The organism is Billgrantia montanilacus, from assembly GCF_003336675.1.
In the GTDB taxonomy this organism is placed as follows: Bacteria; Pseudomonadota; Gammaproteobacteria; order Pseudomonadales; family Halomonadaceae; genus Halomonas; species Halomonas montanilacus.
The window spans coordinates 512,731-532,931 of the sequence record NZ_QPII01000002.1 but is presented as its reverse complement, the minus strand read 5'-3'; the positions used below and the strand labels follow the sequence as shown (position 1 = coordinate 532,931).

19 protein-coding genes are annotated in these 20,201 nt (G+C 61.1%); 9 read left to right on the top strand and 10 right to left on the bottom strand.

Annotated features, from left to right (window positions below):
* Positions 1-58: 58 nt before the first annotated feature.
* The 5 genes from sufC to DU505_RS05085 all read left to right on the top strand — a co-directional run bounded on the left by sufC (position 59) and on the right by DU505_RS05085 (position 4,843).
* Entirely contained in the window at positions 59-811 is a 753-nt protein-coding gene (gene sufC, locus DU505_RS05105; RefSeq protein ID WP_114477893.1) for a Fe-S cluster assembly ATPase SufC, read from the top strand.
* Positions 808-2,166, top strand: coding sequence for a Fe-S cluster assembly protein SufD (gene sufD / locus DU505_RS05100; protein ID WP_114477892.1), 1,359 nt, complete (start codon positions 808-810; stop codon positions 2,164-2,166). The genes sufC and sufD overlap by 4 nt, the downstream gene beginning before the upstream one ends.
* A 15-nt stretch (positions 2,167-2,181) precedes the next feature.
* Complete coding sequence (locus DU505_RS05095; protein ID WP_114477891.1) at positions 2,182-3,441, top strand: cysteine desulfurase; 1,260 nt, start codon at positions 2,182-2,184, stop codon at positions 3,439-3,441.
* A gap of 2 nt (positions 3,442-3,443) precedes the next feature.
* Positions 3,444-4,016, top strand: a complete 573-nt coding sequence (gene sufT, locus DU505_RS05090) for a putative Fe-S cluster assembly protein SufT (protein WP_114477890.1) — start codon at positions 3,444-3,446, stop codon at positions 4,014-4,016.
* An 86-nt stretch (positions 4,017-4,102) separates the two neighbouring features.
* Positions 4,103-4,843 (top strand): SanA/YdcF family protein, encoded by a 741-nt coding sequence (locus DU505_RS05085; protein ID WP_114477889.1) that lies wholly within the window; start codon positions 4,103-4,105, stop codon positions 4,841-4,843.
* A 32-nt stretch (positions 4,844-4,875) separates the two neighbouring features.
* Here DU505_RS05085 and DU505_RS05080 read toward each other — a convergent pair whose 3' ends face one another.
* The 4 genes from DU505_RS05080 to DU505_RS05065 form a co-directional block, all read right to left on the bottom strand.
* A complete protein-coding gene (locus DU505_RS05080) occupies positions 4,876-5,319 on the bottom strand; it encodes a hypothetical protein (RefSeq protein ID WP_114477888.1) in 444 nt (147 codons plus the stop codon).
* 81 nt (positions 5,320-5,400) lie between these two features.
* Positions 5,401-6,309 carry a 30S ribosomal protein S6--L-glutamate ligase gene (gene rimK, locus DU505_RS05075; RefSeq protein WP_114477887.1) on the bottom strand — a complete coding sequence of 303 codons (909 nt, stop codon included), beginning with the start codon at positions 6,307-6,309 and terminating at the stop codon, positions 5,401-5,403.
* 32 nt (positions 6,310-6,341) lie between these two features.
* A complete protein-coding gene (locus DU505_RS05070) occupies positions 6,342-6,779 on the bottom strand; it encodes an ATP-dependent zinc protease family protein (protein WP_114477886.1) in 438 nt (145 codons plus the stop codon).
* A gap of 25 nt (positions 6,780-6,804) precedes the next feature.
* Positions 6,805-7,827, bottom strand: a complete 1,023-nt coding sequence (locus DU505_RS05065) for a DUF3549 family protein (RefSeq protein ID WP_114477885.1) — start codon at positions 7,825-7,827, stop codon at positions 6,805-6,807.
* Positions 7,828-8,086: 259 nt separating this feature from the next.
* On the opposite strand from DU505_RS05065, the gene DU505_RS05060 reads away from it, so the two are divergent.
* Both DU505_RS05060 and DU505_RS05055 read left to right on the top strand, forming a co-directional pair.
* Positions 8,087-8,419 (top strand): YqcC family protein, encoded by a 333-nt coding sequence (locus DU505_RS05060; RefSeq protein ID WP_114477973.1) that lies wholly within the window; start codon positions 8,087-8,089, stop codon positions 8,417-8,419.
* A 20-nt stretch (positions 8,420-8,439) separates the two neighbouring features.
* Positions 8,440-8,940: a gamma-glutamylcyclotransferase family protein gene (locus DU505_RS05055; RefSeq protein WP_114477884.1), complete on the top strand. Its 501-nt coding sequence runs from the start codon at positions 8,440-8,442 to the stop codon at positions 8,938-8,940.
* A 70-nt stretch (positions 8,941-9,010) separates the two neighbouring features.
* Here the strand turns inward: DU505_RS05055 and DU505_RS05050 are convergent, their stop codons facing one another.
* Both DU505_RS05050 and DU505_RS05045 read right to left on the bottom strand, forming a co-directional pair.
* Entirely contained in the window at positions 9,011-9,640 is a 630-nt protein-coding gene (locus tag DU505_RS05050; RefSeq protein WP_114477883.1) for an OmpW/AlkL family protein, read from the bottom strand.
* A gap of 222 nt (positions 9,641-9,862) precedes the next feature.
* Positions 9,863-10,471, bottom strand: a complete 609-nt coding sequence (locus tag DU505_RS05045) for an OmpW/AlkL family protein (RefSeq protein ID WP_114477882.1) — start codon at positions 10,469-10,471, stop codon at positions 9,863-9,865.
* A gap of 274 nt (positions 10,472-10,745) precedes the next feature.
* Between DU505_RS05045 and DU505_RS05040 the strand changes: the two genes are divergently transcribed.
* Positions 10,746-11,042, top strand: a complete 297-nt coding sequence (locus DU505_RS05040; RefSeq protein WP_114477881.1) for a hypothetical protein — start codon at positions 10,746-10,748, stop codon at positions 11,040-11,042.
* 83 nt (positions 11,043-11,125) lie between these two features.
* Here the strand turns inward: DU505_RS05040 and putP are convergent, their stop codons facing one another.
* The 4 genes from putP to DU505_RS05020 all read right to left on the bottom strand — a co-directional run bounded on the left by putP (position 11,126) and on the right by DU505_RS05020 (position 17,278).
* On the bottom strand, positions 11,126-12,604 hold the full coding sequence (gene putP / locus DU505_RS05035) for a sodium/proline symporter PutP (protein WP_114477880.1): 1,479 nt from the start codon (positions 12,602-12,604) through the stop codon (positions 11,126-11,128).
* 45 nt (positions 12,605-12,649) lie between these two features.
* On the bottom strand, positions 12,650-15,841 hold the full coding sequence (putA, locus tag DU505_RS05030; RefSeq protein ID WP_114477879.1) for a bifunctional proline dehydrogenase/L-glutamate gamma-semialdehyde dehydrogenase PutA: 3,192 nt from the start codon (positions 15,839-15,841) through the stop codon (positions 12,650-12,652).
* Positions 15,842-16,022: 181 nt separating this feature from the next.
* A complete protein-coding gene (locus DU505_RS05025) occupies positions 16,023-16,841 on the bottom strand; it encodes a helix-turn-helix domain-containing protein (protein ID WP_114477878.1) in 819 nt (272 codons plus the stop codon).
* 56 nt (positions 16,842-16,897) lie between these two features.
* On the bottom strand, positions 16,898-17,278 hold the full coding sequence (locus DU505_RS05020; RefSeq protein WP_114477877.1) for a hypothetical protein: 381 nt from the start codon (positions 17,276-17,278) through the stop codon (positions 16,898-16,900).
* Between the two features lie 637 nt (positions 17,279-17,915).
* Here DU505_RS05020 and ppk1 point away from each other — a divergent pair.
* Positions 17,916-20,138: a polyphosphate kinase 1 gene (ppk1, locus tag DU505_RS05015; RefSeq protein ID WP_114477876.1), complete on the top strand. Its 2,223-nt coding sequence runs from the start codon at positions 17,916-17,918 to the stop codon at positions 20,136-20,138.
* Positions 20,139-20,201 lie beyond the last annotated feature (63 nt).

The following is a 20,201-nucleotide window of genomic DNA, read 5'->3' as shown; positions in this document are numbered from 1 at the left end:
GAAAGACACTTTTATCGGGTCGCCGCGGCGGCTCGCCAGAATCGAAAAGGTACTCAAGATGCTCGAAGTCAAGGATCTGCACGTCACGGTCGAAGGCAAGGAAATCCTCAAGGGCCTCAGCCTGACCGTCAACGCCGGGGAAGTTCACGCCATCATGGGCCCCAACGGGGCCGGCAAGTCGACCCTGTCGGCGGTGATCGCCGGCAAGGAGGGCTATGAGGTGACCAGTGGCACGATCACCTTCGAAGGCCAGGACGTGCTCGAGATGGAGATCGAGGAGCGAGCCCTGGCTGGCATGCTGCTCGGCTTCCAGTATCCGGTAGAGATCCCCGGGGTCAAGAATATCTATCTGCTCAAGGCGGCGCTCAACGCCCAGCGTGCGGCAAACGGCCAGGGCGATATTCCGGCGCCGGAGTTCATGAAGCTGATCAAGTCAAAGATCGCCGAGATGAAGATGGACGCCAGCTTCCTGCAGCGTGCCGTCAACGAGGGTTTCTCCGGCGGCGAGAAGAAGCGCAACGAGATCCTGCAGATGCTGGTGTTGCAGCCGAAGCTGGCCATGCTCGACGAGATCGACTCCGGCCTCGACATCGATGCCATGCGGATCGTGGCCGATGGGGTCAACAGCCTGCGCGCCGCCGATCGCGGCATCCTGCTGGTGACCCACTACCAGCGCCTGCTGGACTACATCATTCCCGATCACGTCCACGTCCTGGTCGATGGCCGCATCGCCAAGAGCGGTGACAAGGAGCTGGCCAAGGAACTCGAGTCACGTGGCTATGACTGGGTGGTGGAGGAGACCGCTGCATGAGCGATGTTCAGACCTTTCTCGATCGCCTGGCCGAGCGCACCGAAGCCAGGCGCCAGGCCCACGGTCAGGAGCCGACCTGGATCGCCGCCCGGCGCCAGGCGGGTGCCGCGCGTTTCGAGGCGCTGGGCTTTCCCGATCGTCGCGTCGAAGCATGGAAATATACCGACGTGCGTGCCATCGCCCGTGGCGACTTTGCCCTGACCGACAGCGCCGAGTTTTCGCCTGCCTCAGCGGCAGCGCTGACGCTGCCCATCGCGGCGCATCGGCTGACCTTCGTCGATGGCGTCTTCTCCGCGGCACTTTCCGACCTTGGCGAGCTGCCGACCGGGGTTGCGGTGCTGCCGCTTTCCCAGGCGCTGGCCGAGAATCACGAGGCCGTGGGCGGCCCGCTGGGGCGCCTCACCGGGGTGGAGTTCTCGCCCTTCTCGGCCCTCAATACCGCCTTCATGGAGGAGGGTGCCGTGGTACGCCTGGCCCCGGGCAGCGTGGTGGAAAAGCCGATCCTCCTGCAGTTCCTTTCCCGTGCCAATGCGCAGCCGGTGATGAGCCATCCGCGGGTACTGATCGAGGCCGGCGCTCGCAGCCAGGCAACGGTGATCGAGCATCACATCGGCGAGAGCGAGGCGGCCAACTTCACCAACCTGGTGGATGAGGTCATGCTCGATCGCGGAGCGATCCTTACCCACTACAAGCTGCAGGAGGCGTCGCTCAAGGACCTTCATGTCGCCAGCATCCATGTGGAGCAGGGGCGTGACAGCCGCTACACCTCGTTCAATCTGAACCTGGGCGGCAGCCTGGTGCGCAACGATCTGGTGGTCGACCTCAACGGCAAGGGCGCCGAAGCCAACTTCAACGGCCTGTTCTTCGCCCAGGGGCGGCAGCACGTGGACAACCACACCCTGGCCAACCACAACGCACCGCTCACGTTCTCCAACGAGAACTACAAGGGCATTCTCGACGACCGGGCGCGTGGCGTGTTCAACGGCAAGGTGGTGGTCAAGCGCGATAGTCAGAAGATCGAGGCGCACCAGAGCAACGCCAATCTCCTGCTCTCCGACCGTGCCGAGATCGATACCAAGCCCGAGCTCGAGATTTACGCCGACGACGTCAAGTGCTCCCACGGGGCCACGACCGGCCAGCTCGACGAGGAGGCGGTGTTCACCCTGCGCACCCGTGGCATCGACGAGCAGACGGCCCGTGGGCTGCTGACGCTTGCCTTCGCCGGGGAAGTGATGGAGCGAGTGGAGCTGGAAGCCGTGGCCGAACGGGTCGAACTGGCGGTGGCCGGCAAGCTGCCGGAGCGCTTCAATCTTTCCGGGCTGGTGGAAGCCGCCATGTCGTTGCATGACGACTGAGCCGAGGAGTCAACCATGAATCACCTGGCCACCGATCGCGTGCTTGAGACCCCGGCCCTGGATGTGGCCGGGATACGTGCGCAATTTCCGATTCTCGAGCGGCAGGTGCATGGCAGGCCGCTGATCTATTTCGACAACGCTGCCACCAGCCAGACGCCCCTGTGCGTCATCGATACCTTCCGCGACTACTACAGCCGCTACAACGCCAACATCCACCGCGGGCTGCACACCCTGGCCGACGAGGCCACGGCGGCCTATGAGGCCACGCGCGAGACGGTGCGAGCCTTTCTCAATGCGGCCGATCGGCGCGAGATCGTCTTTACCCGCGGCACCACCGAAGCAATCAACCTGGTGGCCAACAGCTGGGGCCGGGCCAATCTTCAGCCGGGCGACGAGGTGCTGGTGTCGCTGCTCGAGCACCACTCCAACATCGTGCCCTGGCAGCTTCTAGCAGACCAGCTCGGGATCGTCGTCAAGGTGATCCCGGTGGACGAGCGTGGCGTGCTGGATCTCGATGCCTACCGGGCGCTCTTCAACGAGCGCACGCGGCTGGTAGCAGTGAATCATGTCTCCAACGCTTTCGGCACCATCAACCCGGTGCGCGAGTTGGCAACCATCGCCCATGGGCACGGTGCCAGGATTCTCATCGACGGCGCCCAAGCCACACCGCACCAGACGGTGGACGTGCGCGACATCGATGCCGACTTCTACGCCTTCTCGGGTCACAAGGTCTATGGTCCCACCGGGGCCGGCGTGCTCTACGGCAAGGCCGAGCTGCTGGAGGCAATGCCACCCTGGCAGGGTGGTGGCGAGATGATCAAGAGCGTCTCCTTCGACGTGCCGACCACCTTCGCCGACATCCCCCACAAGTTCGAAGCCGGTACCCCGGCCATCGCCGAGGTCATCGCGCTTGGGGTTGCCCTCGATTGGGTCAGCGACGTGGGGCTCGCACGTATCGGCACCTGGGAGGCCGAACTGCTGGCACGGGCCACCGCGGGTGTCTCGCGTATCGATGGGTTGAGGCTGCTCGGTACCGCGCCCGACAAGGCCGGCGTGCTCTCCTTCGTCGTCGATGGCGCCCACTCCCAGGATATCGCGCTGCTGATCGATCAGTTGGGCGTGGCGATCCGCACCGGCAATCACTGCGCCCAGCCGTTGCTGGCTCGATTCGGTGTCGATGCCACCTGTCGGGCTTCCTTTGCCGTCTACAACACCCCGGAAGAGGTCGACGCCTTCGTGGCGGCCCTGGAGCGGGTCATCGGGATGGTGCGCTGAGCATGAGCGATATCGAACAGATTGCCAGGCTGGAGCGGGGGCAGACGCTCCCGTTGCAACGTGACGTGGCAGCGATTTCCATCCCTTTCGGCAAGACCATCACCCTGCCCGAGGACAGCATCGTCAGTGTGATGCAGGCCAAGGGCAGCTCGATCAGCGTGGGCTACGAGGGTCGGCTCTACCTGATCGAGGGAGCCAATCTCGACGCCCTGGGGCTAGAGGCCTTGCCGCGGCCGACACTGCCCGAGGATGCCACGGAGGAGGAGATAGAGCAGTTCGTCTGGGATCAGCTGCGCACCTGCTTCGACCCGGAGATCCCGGTCAATATCGTCGACCTGGGGCTGGTCTATGGTTGTCGCATCGAGCGGCTGATCACCGGGGAGCGCCTCGTCACCATCCGCATGACCCTCACCGCGCCGGGCTGCGGCATGGGGGACGTCATCGCCGCCGATGCACGCAACAAGATCCTCGGCGCGCCACAGATCAGTAAGGTACACACGGAAATCGTCTTCGATCCACCCTGGAGCCGTGAGATGATGAGCGACGAGGCGAAGCTCGAGCTGGGCATGTTCTAGCCGCAGGTCCGATTCATTGGTGCGGTTCTCGCACTCGCAACGCGAATCGGCGCTTCTGCTTCCCCATTGCCGGTCCGGGGATATCGATGGTTGCGCTGTTGTGGAAAGTCTTCAAGGTACTTCTTATGGCGCTGGGAGCCGCACTGCTCCTGGCGTCGCTGCTGTTCGTGGGAGCCAACGTCTGGGTGTTGAGTCAGACCCAGGGTCGTATCCAGCATGCGCTGCCGCTATGCGGGCCCGAGCGGGTCGGCATCGTCTTCGGTACCTCGCACTGGACCCGCAGCGGGGTTCGCAACCCTCACTTCGATGCGCGAATCAATGCCGCCTCCCGCTTGATTCGGCTGGGCAGGGTCGAACATCTGCTGCTCTCCGGCGACAACCGGACCCGTTATTACAACGAGCCCGTGACCATGTGGCGCGACCTGCGCGGACAACACGTGCGTCACGAGGACATGACGCTCGACTATGCCGGCTTTAGCACCTTCGACACCCTGGCTCGGGCGAGGGATGTATTCGACGTCGAACGGGCCCTGCTGGTCACCCAGTCCTGGCATCTTCCCCGGGCGCTCTTCATTGCCGATGCACTGGGTGTAGATGCGGTTGGCTGTGCCGCGCCGGAGCGGCCAGTAGCCGGGCTATGGCGGCTGCAGGCCAGGGAGTGGGTTGCCAGGGCGTCAACCGTGGGGGATCTCTATCTCTGGGGCCGAGAGCCCTATTTCCTGGGTCCCGTCGAGCCACTGGAGATCGCTCCACAGATTTGGAATGCCGTCATGATCGACGGAGCTCTCGACGAGGTCGGAACCGGCGAGGAAGACCTGGCGGAGTAGCGCCAACGCCTTGGTTTTTGCTGAAGCAGTTTCTAACGCTGACGTTGCTTCTGTAGCCGATAGAGCTCACGGATCAGAGCGCGGCACTGCTGCCAGCACTCTTCGGCGATGGGCTCCAGGGGGTCGGGCAGGGGATGCGTGAACAGGGTGGAGAGTGCCTGCATCAGCACGCGCTCCTGCTCCAGCAGTTCGCCGATGACGACCTGACTTTCGTTGCCAACGAAGCTCTTCAATCGGCTCCAGAGCCACATGTAGTCGTCGCGCTCGACATCGGCATCCCGGGGGAGCAGCTTGAGATGGTGCCTGGCAAGCTCCTGGAGCTGGCGCATCGCCTTGGCCCTGGCCTCGTAGTGGGGCTTGAGGGCTTCGCGCAGCGACGGGCGCAGGCGCTCCAGATTGTCCTGAAAATAATCGATGCTGTCGGCCAGCGCTTCCAGAACGCCGTCCATCGCCACTTGGCGATTGTCGAGAAACATGAGCGGTCACCTCCTCCGGTGACGCAGATTGTGGGGGTCTCGCCGTCCTTTTGCCACCCCCCCGGTAAATTAATTGCCGGTTCAACCCTTTGGCTTGGCCGGCGTCTTGCGGGGCGTGATTGAGTGTTTTTCCAGATGCTCGATAATCAGGCCGGCAATATCCTTGCCGGTAGCGGTTTCAATGCCCTGCAAGCCGGGAGACGAGTTGACCTCCATGATCACCGGACCGTGATTGGCGCGCAACAAATCGACACCAGCGACCCTCAATCCCATGGCCTTGGCTGCCCGGATTGCCGTGGAGCGCTCCTCAGGCGTGATACGGATCACGCTGGCGCTGCCCCCGCGATGCAGGTTGGAGCGGAACTCCCCATCGGCGGCCTGACGCTTCATGGAGGCTACCACCTTGTCGCCGATCACGAAGCAGCGAATGTCGGCCCCTTTGGCCTCCTTGATGTACTCCTGCACCATGATATTCGCCTTCATGCCCATGAAGGCCTGGATGACCGACTCGGCGGCCTGGTTGGTCTCGGCGAGTACCACGCCGATGCCCTGAGTCCCTTCGAGCAGCTTGATGACAAGCGGCGCCCCCTTGACCATGGTGATCAGGTCTGGAATGTCGTCGGGAGAGTGGGCAAAACCGGTGATGGGCAGCCCCAGGCCCTTGCGCGAGAGCAGTTGCAGCGAGCGCAGCTTGTCCCGGGAGCGCGTGATGCCAACCGAGTCGTTGACCACATAGGTACCCATCATCTCGAACTGGCGCAGCACGGCGCAGCCGTAGAAGGTTACCGATGCCCCGATGCGCGGAATCACGGCATCGAAATGTTCGAGTTCCTGTCCCTTGAGGTGGATCGAGGGGTGGTGTGCCGCGATGCTCATGTAGCAGCGCAGGGTATCCACGACCCGAATGCTGTGGCCGCGGTTCTCGGCGGCTTCCACCAGGCGACGTGTGGAGTAGAGATTACGATTGCGGGACAATATCGCGATATGCATCGAGGACTCCGAAGTCGAGGGGCGTGTGGGGGTCAAGGCTCGCCGTGCAGGAAGGTGGCGCCGGGAGCCACCAGCAGGCGGCGCAGGGCGCGGCGGCCAAGCAGCATGGGGTAGCGCATGTCGCTGCGGTCGGTCAGGGTCAGTTCTACCATCACTTCTAGTTCGCCCATCTGCATCGGCGTACGAATGACGTAGCGCCACTCCTTGTGGCCATTGGAACTCGTCACGCGGCGGCGGTCGTGCAGGTGGGTGCGAAAGACATGGGGTGGTGTCTCCTGGCCACCACTGCGGGTGGTGAAGCTGACCCACAGGTGACCCTCTTCTTCGAAGATCTCGATGTCCTCCGCATGCAGGGCAGAGGTATAGGCACCCGTATCGATCTTGGCGCAGACGGTAACGCCGATCGTCGGCAGCGTGACCATCTCGAGGCGTCCGATGACAGCCTTGGGAGTGTAGGGCAGTTCCTTCATCGATTCACTTCCTGGTTTCCGTACTTCAGTGGCCGAGCCCAGCGAGGCGCTGGCCGATGGCCGATCCCGGAGCGGCTTCTCGCAGCACCATCAGCACCGGTAGCCGCAGACGCGGTATCAGGGCGAGGTCCCGGGCCATGGCCGCAAAGTCGGCTTGTGGTGTCTCCGCCAGCCGGTTCAGAAAACGGGGCAGGCGCTCGGTATGTTCCAGGTGTCGCCAGCCCCGCCCGGCCATGGCCGCCAGCAGGTCCGGGCCACAGGCATTGGGGTCATCCAGCAGGGTATCGAACCACTCGCCGGCCATGGCGGCACCGCTGACGGCACGAACACAGGCGCAGAAGCTCTCGAGCTCACCCTCGGCAGCGGCGCCTTCTCCCCGGTGGCGTATCGCCAATGCCAGGGTGGCGGGCACGTCGACATGCTCAAGGCAGTAGCATAGAGAAGTCAGTACCTCGCCGGGGAGGGCGGGTAGCCGCTCGGCCAGCACCTGGCTAGCCTCTTCGTCCAGACGCACCGCGTAGTCGGCCAATCCCTGCAGTCCCAATGCCTGCCAGGCCAGGGGCTGTTGGCCGCTGAGATACGCTTCCACGGGCTCCAGGTAGGGGCTGGCGGGCTTGCCCATGTCATGGCTTGCCCGGGCATGCAGCATCGCCTGGAAGTGCAGCGAGGGGGTGAAGGCCAGCGGGTTGTCCTTCATCAGGTTGTCGATTGATTCGCCCGGCTGGCTGCGGCCTACCTGCTGTACGCTGCGACCCAGCGTCTCCAGCAGACGCTGAAGGAAGGCGTCACGCGAGGCGGGTACCAGCTGGCCCTGCTCATCCAGTGGCAGCGACAGGAACCAGATCAATGGGTCGCTCACGTCGCCGAGGCGAAACACCAGGCCCACCCTGGCCTGGCCCTGCCATGGGTTGGGCCAGGGGAGTTGGCCGATTTCGAAATCGGCCAGGATGTCCAGGGTGCAGGGTTCGACCCGCCGCCCAAGGTGATAGGCCCGCACTTCGGCACCGGTGCGCACGAAAAAATCGTGAAGCGTATGGATCGGCTGCATGTCGGCTCCCTTCTTGAAGCGTGCACTCTACCTTGCCCCCCGGGGGCTTGTCAGCCACTGCCGTGGGTTGGGTGCTGAAGAATCTGGTCAAGAATTGACCGGTCGCTTCCAGCGCCCTGCCCATCGGGGGCAAGGGCAGCTTTCCATAGTTTATCCACAGGCTCGTGCAGGATATCTGTGTATAGAGCGCTGCAGGACGGGGTGGCCAGGGCGGAACAGGAACGAGATAATGGAACTCAATGCAAGCGAGGTGCCCGACATGACCGTCTACGAGGAACTCGACGTAGCGCTACGCCGGCTGGAAGCCACTATGAAGGCCACCAACATGTGGCGTGTGGCGCGGCCCGACGCCGATGCCTTGGCCAGTCAGCAGCCGTTCTGCATCGATACCATGGCGTTGCCGCAGTGGCTGCGCTTCGTCTTCATTGCGCGGCTGGATGCCCTGGTCGAGGCGGGTGGGCCGATGCCGGAGAAGTGTGACGTGGCTCCGGCAATGGAGGCCTACCTGACGCAGCAGGGAACGCGCTCCACCGACCGGCTCTTGATCTGCAAGGCAGTGGAAGAGATCGATCGGTTGGTGACGGAAAACTGACCCAGGATAGCGAGACGCAAATGTCTTACTACTTCGCCTATGGCAGCAACATGAACACGGCCCGGGTCGAAGCACGTATTGGTGCAACCCAGCGCTCCCTGGCGGGTGTGCTGCATGATTATGCGCTGCGCTTCGACAAGGCGTCGCGGGTTGCCGGGATCGCCCATGCCAATGTCGTACCCGTGGTCGATGAGCGAGTCGAGGGGGCACTGTTCGAGCTTGTTGAGCCCGGGCAGATCGAGCTGATGGATCCTTACGAAGGTTATCCACATGAGTATCAGCGCCATCGGTTGCCAGTCGTTACCGAAGAGGGAGCCTTCGATGCCTGGGTGTATATCGCCGCCCCCGGCACCACGGCCAACGCCCTGAAGCCAGCCCGTGAATACCTCGCGCACCTGCTCGCCGGCCAGCCTTTCCTCAGCGCCGAGTACCACCGGAAGCTGGCTGGCGTGGAGGCCGTTGTCGGCCTGGACGATCCCACGCTGAATCTGCTGGGGTTGTCGCGTCATACCCCGCGTTAACCGGTTGCCACTAGACAGCGAGGCCCGCTGACTGGCGGGCCTCGCTGTATCAGGGTTGGCATGGCACTAATCAGAAGCGATAGCTGATGCCAGCCATGAAGCCCCAGGGGTCGATGCTCACCTTGCCGATGTCAGTCCCATTCAGGCTGGCGTCGGTATCGATATCGATATACCAGGCGGCGGCGTTCAAGCCCCAGTTGTCGTCCAGGCGTACGTCGACGCCCAGCTGTCCCGCGGCACCCCAGGAACTGCTCAGGTCGAGTTCTGCCGAGCCATCGATTTTCTCACTGAAGAAAGTGGTGTAGTTGAGGCCAATGCCGGCATAGGGCTGGATTTGAGATCCGGTGCCGCCCAGCGGGTAGTACTGCACGGTCAGGGTCGGGGGCAGGTGCTTGGTAGAGGCAACGTCGGCGCCATCAAGCCGGATATCATGCTTGAACGGAAGCGCCGCCAACAGCTCGACGCCAAAATTGTCGTGGAGCAGGTAGCCCAGGGTGAAGCCGAGGTTGGTGTCGCTGCGCACGTCGACATCGATTGTGTCGCCCGCCAGGCTGCCGTTGTTGCTCTTGGGGTCGACATGGGCAACGCCCACGCGGGTGATGAAATCGCCTTCGCTGTAGGCGAGTGCCTGGCTGCTGGCAATGAAGGTAGTGGCGGCCAGGCCGGCGGTCAGCAGGATGGGAAGTGGGTGCTTGCGCATGAGTCGACTCCTGTCGTTGCAAAGAGGCAGCCTCGGGCTGCCATGAACGAAGTCAGTCTAGTCAGTGGCTGGGAATGAATTATTGACCCATGACAATAGTTGTTACCGACAACTAAAAGTGTATTTCAAATATTACTTATACGCATGACCTTCATACACGTGCCCATGATGCAAAACGCCGGGCGCATGCCCGGCGTCGTCCTGCTATCGTCTCGTTCGGCTTTAGAAGCGGAAGGTTACGCCGCCGCCGATGGTCATGGGGTCGACCTTGGCGGTGCCCACCCGTTCGCCACCTTGCGACAGGCGAGAATCGACGTCGGCATAGTTGGCGAAGCCGTTGAGCATGAAGTTGTCGGTGACCGCCAGGTCGATACCCACCTGGCCGACGGCGCCATAGGAGCGACGTGCGTCGATCCCATCGGGCTCGCCGGAGAAGCGAGTGTAGTTGAGACCGGCGCCGACATAGGGCTGCACGCGGGAATCAAATCCACCCAGCGGGTAGTAGTTCACCAGCAGGTTGACCGGCATGCGATCGATGGTCCCGGCATCGGCACCGTCGGCGCTGAGGCTGTGCTCGATCTTTTCGGAGCTGTTGAGCTCGATGCCGATCTGGTCGTGGAACAGGTAGCCTGCGCCAAAGGTGAAGCCGGTCTCACCGCTGCTGATGCCCAGGTCGGCATCACCGATGTTGCCACTGTCAGAGCGGGTATCGGACTTGGCGAAGCCACCGCGTACGAAGGTGTCTCCGGCGCTGTAGGCCAGGGCCGCCTGGCTGACGAAGGCGCAACTGGCGGCAATGACAGCCACGGGAATCAAGCGAGTCGTTTTCATCAGTGCGTTCTCCTGGTCGACGCTGGCCGGAAGAGTCCGGCCTATTGAACTGCCCCTAGTATAGAAACACCGTTTCTAAAAGTCTTGTTTAATTTTGTTATGAGCACGATAGGCAGGATGAATAGCGACATTTCTCTAAATTAAGCGCCTCTTTTCCTCCTGAGATGGAACGGTCAAGGGCACTAGTGTGTATAACTATTGCTGTGGCGCAATATTGGCGTGGAGGAGCGCGAGGGGCTAAGCCTTGTCTATAGTCGATCGGAAGGAGCAGGTAATGAAGAGTATGACGAACGAGCGACCGGTCTGGTTGGCGATGGGCGCCATGCTGTTGGCGGCAGGCTTGGCCCTCTCGCTATTGCTGCACCCCGAGTTGATCAGCGGTCTGCCCATGCCGCTGCGCCTCCCAGCGATTGGCCTGGGTTTCTGGGCGCTGGGAGCGGCCTTCATGCAGCCGATGGGACTGACGCTGCGTCGCCACTGGCAGAGGCGCGCCACTACGCCGCCCTGGAACCTGGCGGCCCTGGGGGCGTTCACGCTGATCGTGGTGGTCCGTGGCCTGTGGTTGGCATGAAACGGTGGGGATGAAAGCGCAACAAGCCGCCCGAAGGCGGCTTGTTGCGCTAATGGCAGACAGGGTGCCATCGGCGTGTGCTGTCAGGCTTCTTCGAAGGTATCGAAATCGGCGGTGACCCGCAGGTCGGGCTCTTCGGTGGCAAGGCTTGCCACCATGATGGCGACATAGGCCAGGATCACACCCGGCACGATCTCGTAGAGATCGAAGATGCCGCCGGAGATCTCGGCCCATACCACTACTGTCACGCCACCCACCACGATGCCGGCGAGCGCACCCCACTTGTTCATGCGCCGCCAGTAGAGCGACATGATCAGCGCCGGGCCGAAGGCGGCACCGAAGCCGGCCCAGGCGTAGGCCACCAGATCGAGCACGGTGGCATCGGGGTTGAGTGCCAGCAGGTAGGCGAGCACGGCGATACCGATGACAGCAAAGCGACCGACCCAGACCAGCTCTGTCTGGCTGGCATCCTTGCGGAAGATCGCCTTGTAGAAGTCGTCGGTCAGGGCCGAGGAGGAGACCAGCAGCTGCGAATCGGCGGTGGACATGATGGCGGCCAGGATGGCGGCCAGCAGGATGCCGGCGATCACCGGATGGAAGATGATGTTGACCATCACCATGAAGACCGTCTCGCCATCGGCCAGGTCGCGCTGCACGAAACCCACCCCGAGGAGGCCCACAGCAATGGAACTGACCAGCGCGATGGCGGTCCAGGAGACGGCGATGCGGCGGGCGGCAGGAATGTCGCGGGCGCTGCGAATCGCGGCGAAGCGAGCCAGGATGTGGGGCTGGCCGAAGTAACCCAGGCCCCAGGCCAGCGAGCTGATGATACCGATGGTGGTCAGTGCCTCGCCGGTGGAGGCATCGCGGAACCAGGCGAGCATGTGCTCGCTCTCGGCCGCCAGTGCGGCGCCAGCGCCGCTGGTACCGCCCAGGTCGCTGAAGGCGATGACCGGAACGATGGCCAGCGCCGCTGCCATCATCAGACCCTGGATCAGGTCGGTCCAGGATACCGCCAGGAAGCCGCCGAAGAAGGTATAGGAGATGATCGCAATGGTGCCGATGGTCACGGCGACAGTGTAATCATAACCGAACACCGTCTCGAACAGCCGGCCACCGGCCACCAGACCGGAGCTGGTATAGAAGAGGAAGAACATCAGGATGAAGATGGCCGAGATCACCCTCAACAGCTGCGTCTTGTCCTGGAAGCGGTTGGCGAAGTACTCCGGCAGGGTCAGGGCGTCGCTGACCTTGAAGCTGTAGAGGCGCAGTCGGCGTGCCACGAGCAGCCAGTTGAGCCAGGTGCCGATCAACAGGCCAACGGCGATCCAGCTCGCCGAAATGCCGCTGACATAGGCCGCCCCCGGCAGGCCGAGCAGCAGCCAGCCCGACATGTCCGAGGCGCCGGCCGAGATCGCCGAGGTCCATGGGCCGAGCGAGCGGCCGCCGAGGATGTAGTCGGAGAGGTTCGTAGTGCGCCTGTAGGCGACGATACCGATGCCGAGCATCAGTATCAGGTACGCCAGAAAGGTAAAGCCGATGGCCATGTTGTTGTCAACCATGTGAAGGGTCCTTCAGTGTTGTTGTCGTGGCGACGAGTGGGGGAATCACTCGTCTCCCAGCGCGAGCAGTGACGCGTTGCCGCCCAGCGCGGCGGTATTGACGGTCACGGTCTTTTCCGTGGCGAAACGCAGCAGGTAGTGGGGTCCTCCCGCCTTGGGTCCGGTGCCGGAAAGGCCCTGGCCACCGAAAGGTTGTACCCCTACGACGGCGCCGATGATATTGCGGTTGATGTACACATTGCCAACCCGAATTTTCTCCGCAATGGCGGCGGCAAAGGATTCATTGCGGCTATGCACGCCAAATGTCAGTCCATATCCTCGGCGGTTGATGGAGTCGATGACCTGGTCGATCTCGTTGGCCTTGTAGCGCACGATATGCAGCACCGGACCGAACTGTTCTCGCTCCAGGGCATCGATACCATCGATGCGGAAGGCCACCGGCGGCACGAAGGTGCCAAGCGCGGTGAACGCCGGGTCCAGCCGGGTCTCTGCCAGTAACCGTCCCTCGCCCTTGAGCCTGTCGATATGAGCCATGAGTCCCTTGCGGGCATCCTCGTCGATCACCGGACCCACGTCGGTGCCCAGGTCCCGGGGGTCGCCGACATGCAGTTCGTCCATGGCACCCTTGAGTATCTCGATCACTCGGTCGGCAACATCATCCTGCAGGTAGAGCACCCGCAGTGCGGAGCAGCGCTGGCCGGCGCTCTGGAATGCCGACTGGATCACGTCGGCCACGACCTGCTCGGGGAGGGCGGTGGAGTCGACGATTAGCGCATTCATGCCGCCGGTCTCGGCGATCAGGGTCGGCAGGGGAGCATTTTCCCGCGCCGCCAGGGCGCGATTGATAATCTGGGCGGTATCGGTGCCGCCGGTAAAGACCACGCCGGTGATGCGTGTGTCAGCGCTTAGCACGCTGCCCACGGTGGGGCCGTCGCCGGGCAGCAGCTGCACCACGTCGCGAGGCATGCCAGCCTGGTAGAGCAGCTCGATCACGCGGTGAGCGACGATGGAGGTCTGCTCAGCGGGCTTGGCCAGTACGGTGTTGCCCGCTACCGCCGCGGCAACGACCTGGCCGCAGAAGATCGCTACCGGAAAGTTCCAGGGGCTGATCGCGGCGAAGACACCCTTGCCGCTGAGCATCAGTTCGTTGGATTCACCGGTGGGGCCCGGCAGCACGGTCGGCGCCTCGAACAGCTCTGCCGCTCGCATGGCGTAGTAGTGGCAGAAGTCCACGGCTTCACGGATCTCGTCGACACCGTCGGTGAGCAGTTTGCCACCCTCGCGTGAGCAGAGCGTCATCAGCTCGGCCAGGTTCTCCTCCATCAGATCGCCCAGCCGCCGGATGATCGCGGCCCGTTCAGCCACGGGCGTGGCGTCCCAGCGAGGAAAGGCCGCCCAGGCGGCGTCTACCGCCCGCGACGCCTGCTCCCTGCTGGTCCACTGAATGCTGCCGACTCGCCGATTGCGGTCATAAGGGCTATTGATCTCATGAGTATTGGCGGGGTCCCTCGGCACCTCGAAGGCAAGGAGCGGGGCTGCATCGTAGGTCTTGTCCATGAAGCCGGCCATCGCGTCCATCAGGGGTTGGTAATGGCTGTGCACGTTGAGGTTCACCCCTTTCGAGTTGCGACGTCTGTCGCCGTAAATGTCCTTGGGCAGCGGGATGCGAGGGTTTGCATGACTGTCGTACTGGCGAAGGCTCTCCACCGGGTGCACGCACAGAGATTCCACCGGCACCTTGGGGTCGACCAGTTGATGCACGAACGAGGAGTTGGCACCGTTCTCGAGCAGTCGCCTCACCAGGTAGGGAAGCAGGTCCTTGTGGGCACCCACCGGGGCATAGACGCGGCAGTAGGTGCCTTTCGGTGCACGCTTGAGGGCGGCGTCGTAGAGCGCCTCACCCATGCCATGCAGACGCTGGAACTCGAACGAGCGCTTCGCCTCGTTCGACAGCTCGAGAATGGTGCTGATGGTATGGGCGTTATGGGTGGCGAACTGCGGGAAGATGCGTCCGCGGGTCTGGTCCGAGAGCAGGAAGCGTGCACAGACCAGGTAGGCCACATCGGTGCTCGCCTTGCGAGTAAAGACCGGATAGCCCTCGACCCCCAGTTGCTGGGATTCCTTTATCTCGCTGTCCCAGTAGGCGCCCTTGACCAGGCGCAGCGGGATCTCGTCGCCCTGGCGCTCGGCCAGGCGGTTCAGGTAGTGCAGTACCGGCAGGGCTCGCTTGGAGTAGGCCTGTACCACAAGGCCGAAATGTCCCCAGCCCTTGCAGGTGTCGCTTTCGTAGATGGCACGAAAGACCTCCAGCGAGATCTCCAGGCGATCCACCTCCTCGGCGTCGATGGTCAGGGCCACGTCCCGTTCTCGGGCCATGGCGGCAAGCTCTCGCACGGTACCCACGAGCTCGACCAGGACCTGGTCGCGACGGCCGAATTCATAGCGTGGATGCAGGGCCGAGAGTTTGATGGAGACCGAAGGGGAGGGGGTGGTGGCGGGAAGCGCCTGGCTGGTCTTGCCGACACGCTCGATGGCACGGGCATAATCGTCGAAGTAGCGCTTGGCGTCGGCCCGGGTACGTGCCGCTTCGCCGAGCATGTCGTAAGAGTAGGTATACCCCTTGTTGAACAGCGGCTTGGAGCGCTTCAGTGCCTCATCGATATCACGACCGAGCACGAACTGCTTGCCCATGATCTTCATGGCTTCGACCATGGCGCGTCGGATGACCGGCTCGCCCATGCGGTTGACCAGCTTGTTGATGAAACTCGATGGCTTGCCTTCCCGCGGCTTGTCGAGGGAGACAACGCGACCGGTCATCAGTAGTCCCCAGGTGGAGGCGTTGACCAGCCAGGATTCGCTCTGTCCCATATGTGCCTGCCAGTCGGCGGGGCCCAGCTTGTCCTCGATCAACGCATCGGCGGTGGCCTTGTCGGGAATGCGTAGCATGGCCTCGGCAAGACACATCAGCATCAGGCCCTCATGGGTATCGAGGCTGTACTGCTGCAACAGCTCATCGATGGTATCCACCGCGGTGTCCATCTCGCGCACTTCGCGCACGAGCTCGGCGGTCTTGCCAGCAATACGCCGGAAGTCATCGGTATCGGCACTCAGCACTTGAACGAGTTCGTGGACGAAGGCGTCTTCATCGACCGCATAGTGTTCACTGATCCGTGCGAACAGGGTGTCGAGTTCCTGCTGCCAGGTGGCAGCGTCCAGCATGTTATTGGCATTGAGCATGAGAGGTCCCCGGGGTGTCATCCGCGTTGAAACGGCAAATCCACGGCTTCACCAGGCAAACTTGCCTGGTGCCGTTGGATACCTTTGACTGTAGGGGGGCAGGGGAGAGGGCGCTTGTCAATTTCCCGGTTTTGTTTGTCGATTTCGTGGCTAATCGTCGTTCCAGAAGCGATCTTTCGACTTAAGTCGTAGGTTGTGGCTGGGCGATCAGGGGGGTATTGCCACGCTCGCTGCTTGCCCGCCGTAGCTGGCTGGGAGGGCAGCCGAAGGTGCTGCGAAAGGCATGGGAGAGCGCACTTTGATGCGCGAAGCCGGTGCTTGCGGCGATCTCCGACAGTGGCAAGCGACTCTCTTCCAGCAGTCGCCGGGCCGCTTCCAGACGGCGGCGGCGAACGTACCGCCAGGGTGACAGGCCGGTCTGGTCACGAAAGCAGCTGCGAAAATGCGCTTCGCTCAGGCAGGCTTGCTTTGCCAGGGCGCCAACGGTCAGCGAGCGGGCGAGATTCTGGTCGATATAGAGGTCCAGCTTTTGCAGGTCCAGCCGGCGTCCGGCGGGGGGCTGTATCGCGTCACCACCCAGACGGGCATGCAGGCAGCCGAGCAGGGTAGCCGCCAGGCGGTCGCTCTGAGCGGGCGCACTCAGGCTCGCCTGGGTGATTGCCAGCTCGTGAAGCAGGAAGTCGAGATAGCGCTTCAGGGGGTCGTCGAGGGCGAAGAAACGAGGGGCATCGAAGAGGCGCGAGAGTTCATGATGATAGCCGGTTAATGATGGTGCATCGGTCGGCAGGTCGAGGATCAACTGGCGATTCTCACCCTGGCCGACATAGTAGTGCACATGGTTGGCCGGAACGATGCAGCCGGAGAGGGCGGAGATGGCGCCGCCGAGCCCTTCGATCTCGAATTCGGCCTTGCCCTGCAGGCCGATCACGATCTGGTGGAAGTCGTGAGCGTGGTGCTGGGTGGCGGTGTCGAGTGGAATCTGGCGAATGGCGCTGGGCATGGGAACCTCCCGGCCTGACTGGCATCTTTTCAAAGCATACTATACTCGAAAAGCCGTCAGCCTTCGCCTTGGTCACGCTGTCGTTGTCTGAGTCGGGTATGGGCAGACAGGTGATCGCGCAGAGCGGCCAACTCCTCCTGACCGGTGCTGTCGAGAAGCGGTTTACCCTGCGGGATGCGCCAAGCCCGCCCATGCGCTTCCATCAGTCGATACGCCCGGCGTCTTACCCCATCCAGGTACTCGTCATGGCGTATGGGGTAGTTGATGATCGTATCCCACTCGTGCTGGCTGAGGCGGTTTTCCAGCGCCTTGTCGAAGAGTTCGAGCAGGTGCTCGGACTCGGTGCGATAGCGTGGGGTGCGTGAAAACAGCAGAATCAGCACCATCCCGCCGATGATCAGCGTACAGACGGCGAAGATGAGAAGGAAAAGTGCCATGCGGGTACTCGCGTCGGGAGACGTCAGGGCCGCAGCAGGGGTGATCCGTGGGCCCAAGTGCCGCCGGGTGACGATTGGCAGGAGATCTTTAGCGGGTGAAGGCTATCGGTCTAACCCTTCATGTTTCTCTTGAATCAATGGGTTGCGTGATCGAAGAGGCGATCTGTAATCGCTGATATAGCCTTTCACGTGGCCATCAAATCATTCTTATAATACGTGGGCAGCTCGATGCTTTCAATCTCGACTTAGTCGCCCGCAGTGCGGTATTTCTCAAGTACGGATAACTAAACTGGCTTGTCGAGGAGTCGATCCCAGCGTTGCCGCTGCTCGGCCCTGGTCAGGCTCATGAGCGGTGTCATCTCCTTGAGGGTGGCATCTCCAGGTTCCGGGTGTAACGCGTTTATCACTCAATTTTATCATTCGGGATTTTTCCTTTAGGTGACAGCTGCGCCGACAGATAGGGGGAGAAGTTGAAATCTTACTGTCACATAAGCGCTGCATACTAGCGGATGTGCTAGCCATGCCCGTCTGAAGAAATACAGTACGAGCGTTGCGTGGCAATGTCGGATCCACCAAGTGGCGTCGGCTATTCAGATAAAAGGGAGAAAAAAGCCCCCTGGCGATACAGGAGTTTGTAATGTCAGAATTGCATGGCCAGGATAGTACTATTGAGCAAGATAACCGCCAGGATTTTCACCATGCTGAGCTCATCAGCGATGAGTCCCATTTAAGGGTCAATCATACGCGCACCGGGGTGCGTGCGAGACCTGTTACATCTTCTTCATCAGCGAACCTGGAAGACGCGAGTCTCTATTTCAATCGTGAAATATCAACACTGAAATTTCACATTCGTGTGCTTGAGCAGGCGCTGGATCCCTCGCATCCGCTGCTCAATCGGCTAATGTTTCTGTTGATTTTTTCCTCCAATCTTGATGAATTTTTTGAGATTCGTATTGCTGGGCTGAAGCGTCTTATAGCCTTGCAGTTCGATGAGGTGGGAATCGATGGGATGCGTTCCTCGGAGCTGATGGAAGATATTTCCCGTATCGCCCATGAGCAGGTCAATCGACAGTATCGGATCCTGAATGATACCCTGATACCCGAGTTGGCCCAGCAGAACATTTACTTTCTCCGCCGTGCTGACTGGACCAAAGAACAGAAAGAATGGGTGAGCGACTATTTTAAAGAAGAGATCACGCCGGTCATAAGCCCGATTGGACTTGATCCATCACATCCCTTTCCGCGCCTAGTCAATAAAAGCTTGAATTTTATTGTTGAACTGGAGGGCAAGGATGCCTTTGGGCGTGAAGGAGGACTTGCCATCCTCCCTGCACCTCGCTCTCTGCCTCGCCTAATCCGACTTCCGGAAGGCCTCCGACGTCCGGGATGCGACGAGTTCATTTTTCTCTCTTCGATGATACATGCCCATGCTGAAGAACTATTCCCTGGCATGAAAATCATGGGGTGCTATCAATTTCGCCTGACACGCAATGCCGATTTAACAATCGATAACGGAGAAATTTCCGATCTTGCCTCCGCATTAAAAGGTGAATTGCTAGCACGTCGATATGGTGATGGTGTACGTCTGGAGATTGTAAATAATTGTCCTTCCCACCTCACTGATTTTCTATTACGCCAATTTAATCTTGAGCCTAGGGATCTCTATCTGGTTGATGGGCCGGTAAACCTGAGCCGGTTGATGTCAATCCTTGGTGATGCTGAAAGACCAGATCTGTTCTTTCGGCCGTTCACCCCAGGCCTGCCCAAGGCCTTGAACAATAGCCAGGAAAGCCTGTTCGACCTGATGCGGCAGGAAGATATACTGCTCCATCACCCCTTCCAGTCATTCGCTCCGGTTGAATACTTGCTACGAGAAGCGGCTTGCGATCCCAGCGTGTTGGCCATCAAACAGACCTTGTATCGCACCGGTACTAACTCTCCGATCGTAAGCGCCCTAGTTGACGCGGCGCGGAACGGCAAGGAAGTGACAGTAGTAATCGAGCTGCGTGCCCGTTTCGATGAGGCGGACAACTTGGCCTTCGCAGCACGCTTGCAGGAAGCGGGCGCTATCGTGATATATGGCGTGATGGCGTACAAGACGCATGCCAAGATGTTGCATATCGTGCGACGCGAGAAAGGGGGTCTGCGTTACTATGCCCACCTGGGTACCGGAAATTATCATTCAAAGACAGCCAGGCTTTATACCGACTATAGCCTTCTTACCGCCAACGAGAAACTGTGTGAAGATGTTTATCTCGTTTTCCAGCAACTTTCTGGTATGGGGAAGCAAAGAAAGATTGAGACCCTTCTCCATGCACCATTCGTCCTGCATTCCCGACTTGTGGAGATGATTGATCGGGAGGCCAAATTTGCCGAAAAGGGCAAAAAGGCGCAAATTATCATCAAGTGCAACTCCCTGACTGAGCCAAAATTGATACGTGCACTCTACCGTGCTTCACAGGCGGGTGTACGCTGTGATCTGATCATACGTGGTATGTGTTGCCTGCGCCCTGGGCTACCAGGTGTCTCGGAGAATATTCATGTTCGCTCAGTTGTGGGGCGTTTCCTTGAGCATACGCGGGTCTTCTACTTTCTAAATGACAGTAAACCTGAAGTCTGGGCTTCCAGTGCCGATTTTATGGAGCGCAACATGTTTCATCGAGTGGAAACCTGTTTTCCGCTTCTTGATAAGAAGCTGATCCAGCGCGTTCGTAAGGATTTGGAGACCTACTTGGTGGATAACTGTCAAGCTTGGATTCTGACGGTAGAAGGCAACTACACAAAGCTTGTTCCTGAAGAAGGCGTGCCGGCTATCAGCGCGCAGGAAACGCTACTTTTTGCCTATTCGGCAAAAGCTTGATGGACAGCGTTGCGTTAGGTGGATCCTGTGAGCCTCGGTTAATTTGGCGTTGCTGTCGAGTCG

What these genes read in the sequence shown, in the direction of transcription:
- sufC (WP_114477893.1), top strand. Translation starts at nt 59, where the DNA reads ATGCTCGAAGTCAAGGATCTGCACGTCACGGTCGAAGGCAAGGAAATC.
- sufD (WP_114477892.1), top strand. Translation starts at nt 808, where the DNA reads ATGAGCGATGTTCAGACCTTTCTCGATCGCCTGGCCGAGCGCACCGAA.
- DU505_RS05095 (WP_114477891.1), top strand. Translation starts at nt 2,182, where the DNA reads ATGAATCACCTGGCCACCGATCGCGTGCTTGAGACCCCGGCCCTGGAT.
- sufT (WP_114477890.1), top strand. Translation starts at nt 3,444, where the DNA reads ATGAGCGATATCGAACAGATTGCCAGGCTGGAGCGGGGGCAGACGCTC.
- DU505_RS05085 (WP_114477889.1), top strand. Translation starts at nt 4,103, where the DNA reads ATGGTTGCGCTGTTGTGGAAAGTCTTCAAGGTACTTCTTATGGCGCTG.
- DU505_RS05080 (WP_114477888.1), bottom strand. Translation starts at nt 5,319, where the DNA reads ATGTTTCTCGACAATCGCCAAGTGGCGATGGACGGCGTTCTGGAAGCG.
- rimK (WP_114477887.1), bottom strand. Translation starts at nt 6,309, where the DNA reads ATGCATATCGCGATATTGTCCCGCAATCGTAATCTCTACTCCACACGT.
- DU505_RS05070 (WP_114477886.1), bottom strand. Translation starts at nt 6,779, where the DNA reads ATGAAGGAACTGCCCTACACTCCCAAGGCTGTCATCGGACGCCTCGAG.
- DU505_RS05065 (WP_114477885.1), bottom strand. Translation starts at nt 7,827, where the DNA reads ATGCAGCCGATCCATACGCTTCACGATTTTTTCGTGCGCACCGGTGCC.
- DU505_RS05060 (WP_114477973.1), top strand. Translation starts at nt 8,087, where the DNA reads ATGACCGTCTACGAGGAACTCGACGTAGCGCTACGCCGGCTGGAAGCC.
- DU505_RS05055 (WP_114477884.1), top strand. Translation starts at nt 8,440, where the DNA reads ATGTCTTACTACTTCGCCTATGGCAGCAACATGAACACGGCCCGGGTC.
- DU505_RS05050 (WP_114477883.1), bottom strand. Translation starts at nt 9,640, where the DNA reads ATGCGCAAGCACCCACTTCCCATCCTGCTGACCGCCGGCCTGGCCGCC.
- DU505_RS05045 (WP_114477882.1), bottom strand. Translation starts at nt 10,471, where the DNA reads ATGAAAACGACTCGCTTGATTCCCGTGGCTGTCATTGCCGCCAGTTGC.
- DU505_RS05040 (WP_114477881.1), top strand. Translation starts at nt 10,746, where the DNA reads ATGAAGAGTATGACGAACGAGCGACCGGTCTGGTTGGCGATGGGCGCC.
- putP (WP_114477880.1), bottom strand. Translation starts at nt 12,604, where the DNA reads ATGGTTGACAACAACATGGCCATCGGCTTTACCTTTCTGGCGTACCTG.
- putA (WP_114477879.1), bottom strand. Translation starts at nt 15,841, where the DNA reads ATGCTCAATGCCAATAACATGCTGGACGCTGCCACCTGGCAGCAGGAA.
- DU505_RS05025 (WP_114477878.1), bottom strand. Translation starts at nt 16,841, where the DNA reads ATGCCCAGCGCCATTCGCCAGATTCCACTCGACACCGCCACCCAGCAC.
- DU505_RS05020 (WP_114477877.1), bottom strand. Translation starts at nt 17,278, where the DNA reads ATGGCACTTTTCCTTCTCATCTTCGCCGTCTGTACGCTGATCATCGGC.
- ppk1 (WP_114477876.1), top strand. Translation starts at nt 17,916, where the DNA reads ATGTCAGAATTGCATGGCCAGGATAGTACTATTGAGCAAGATAACCGC.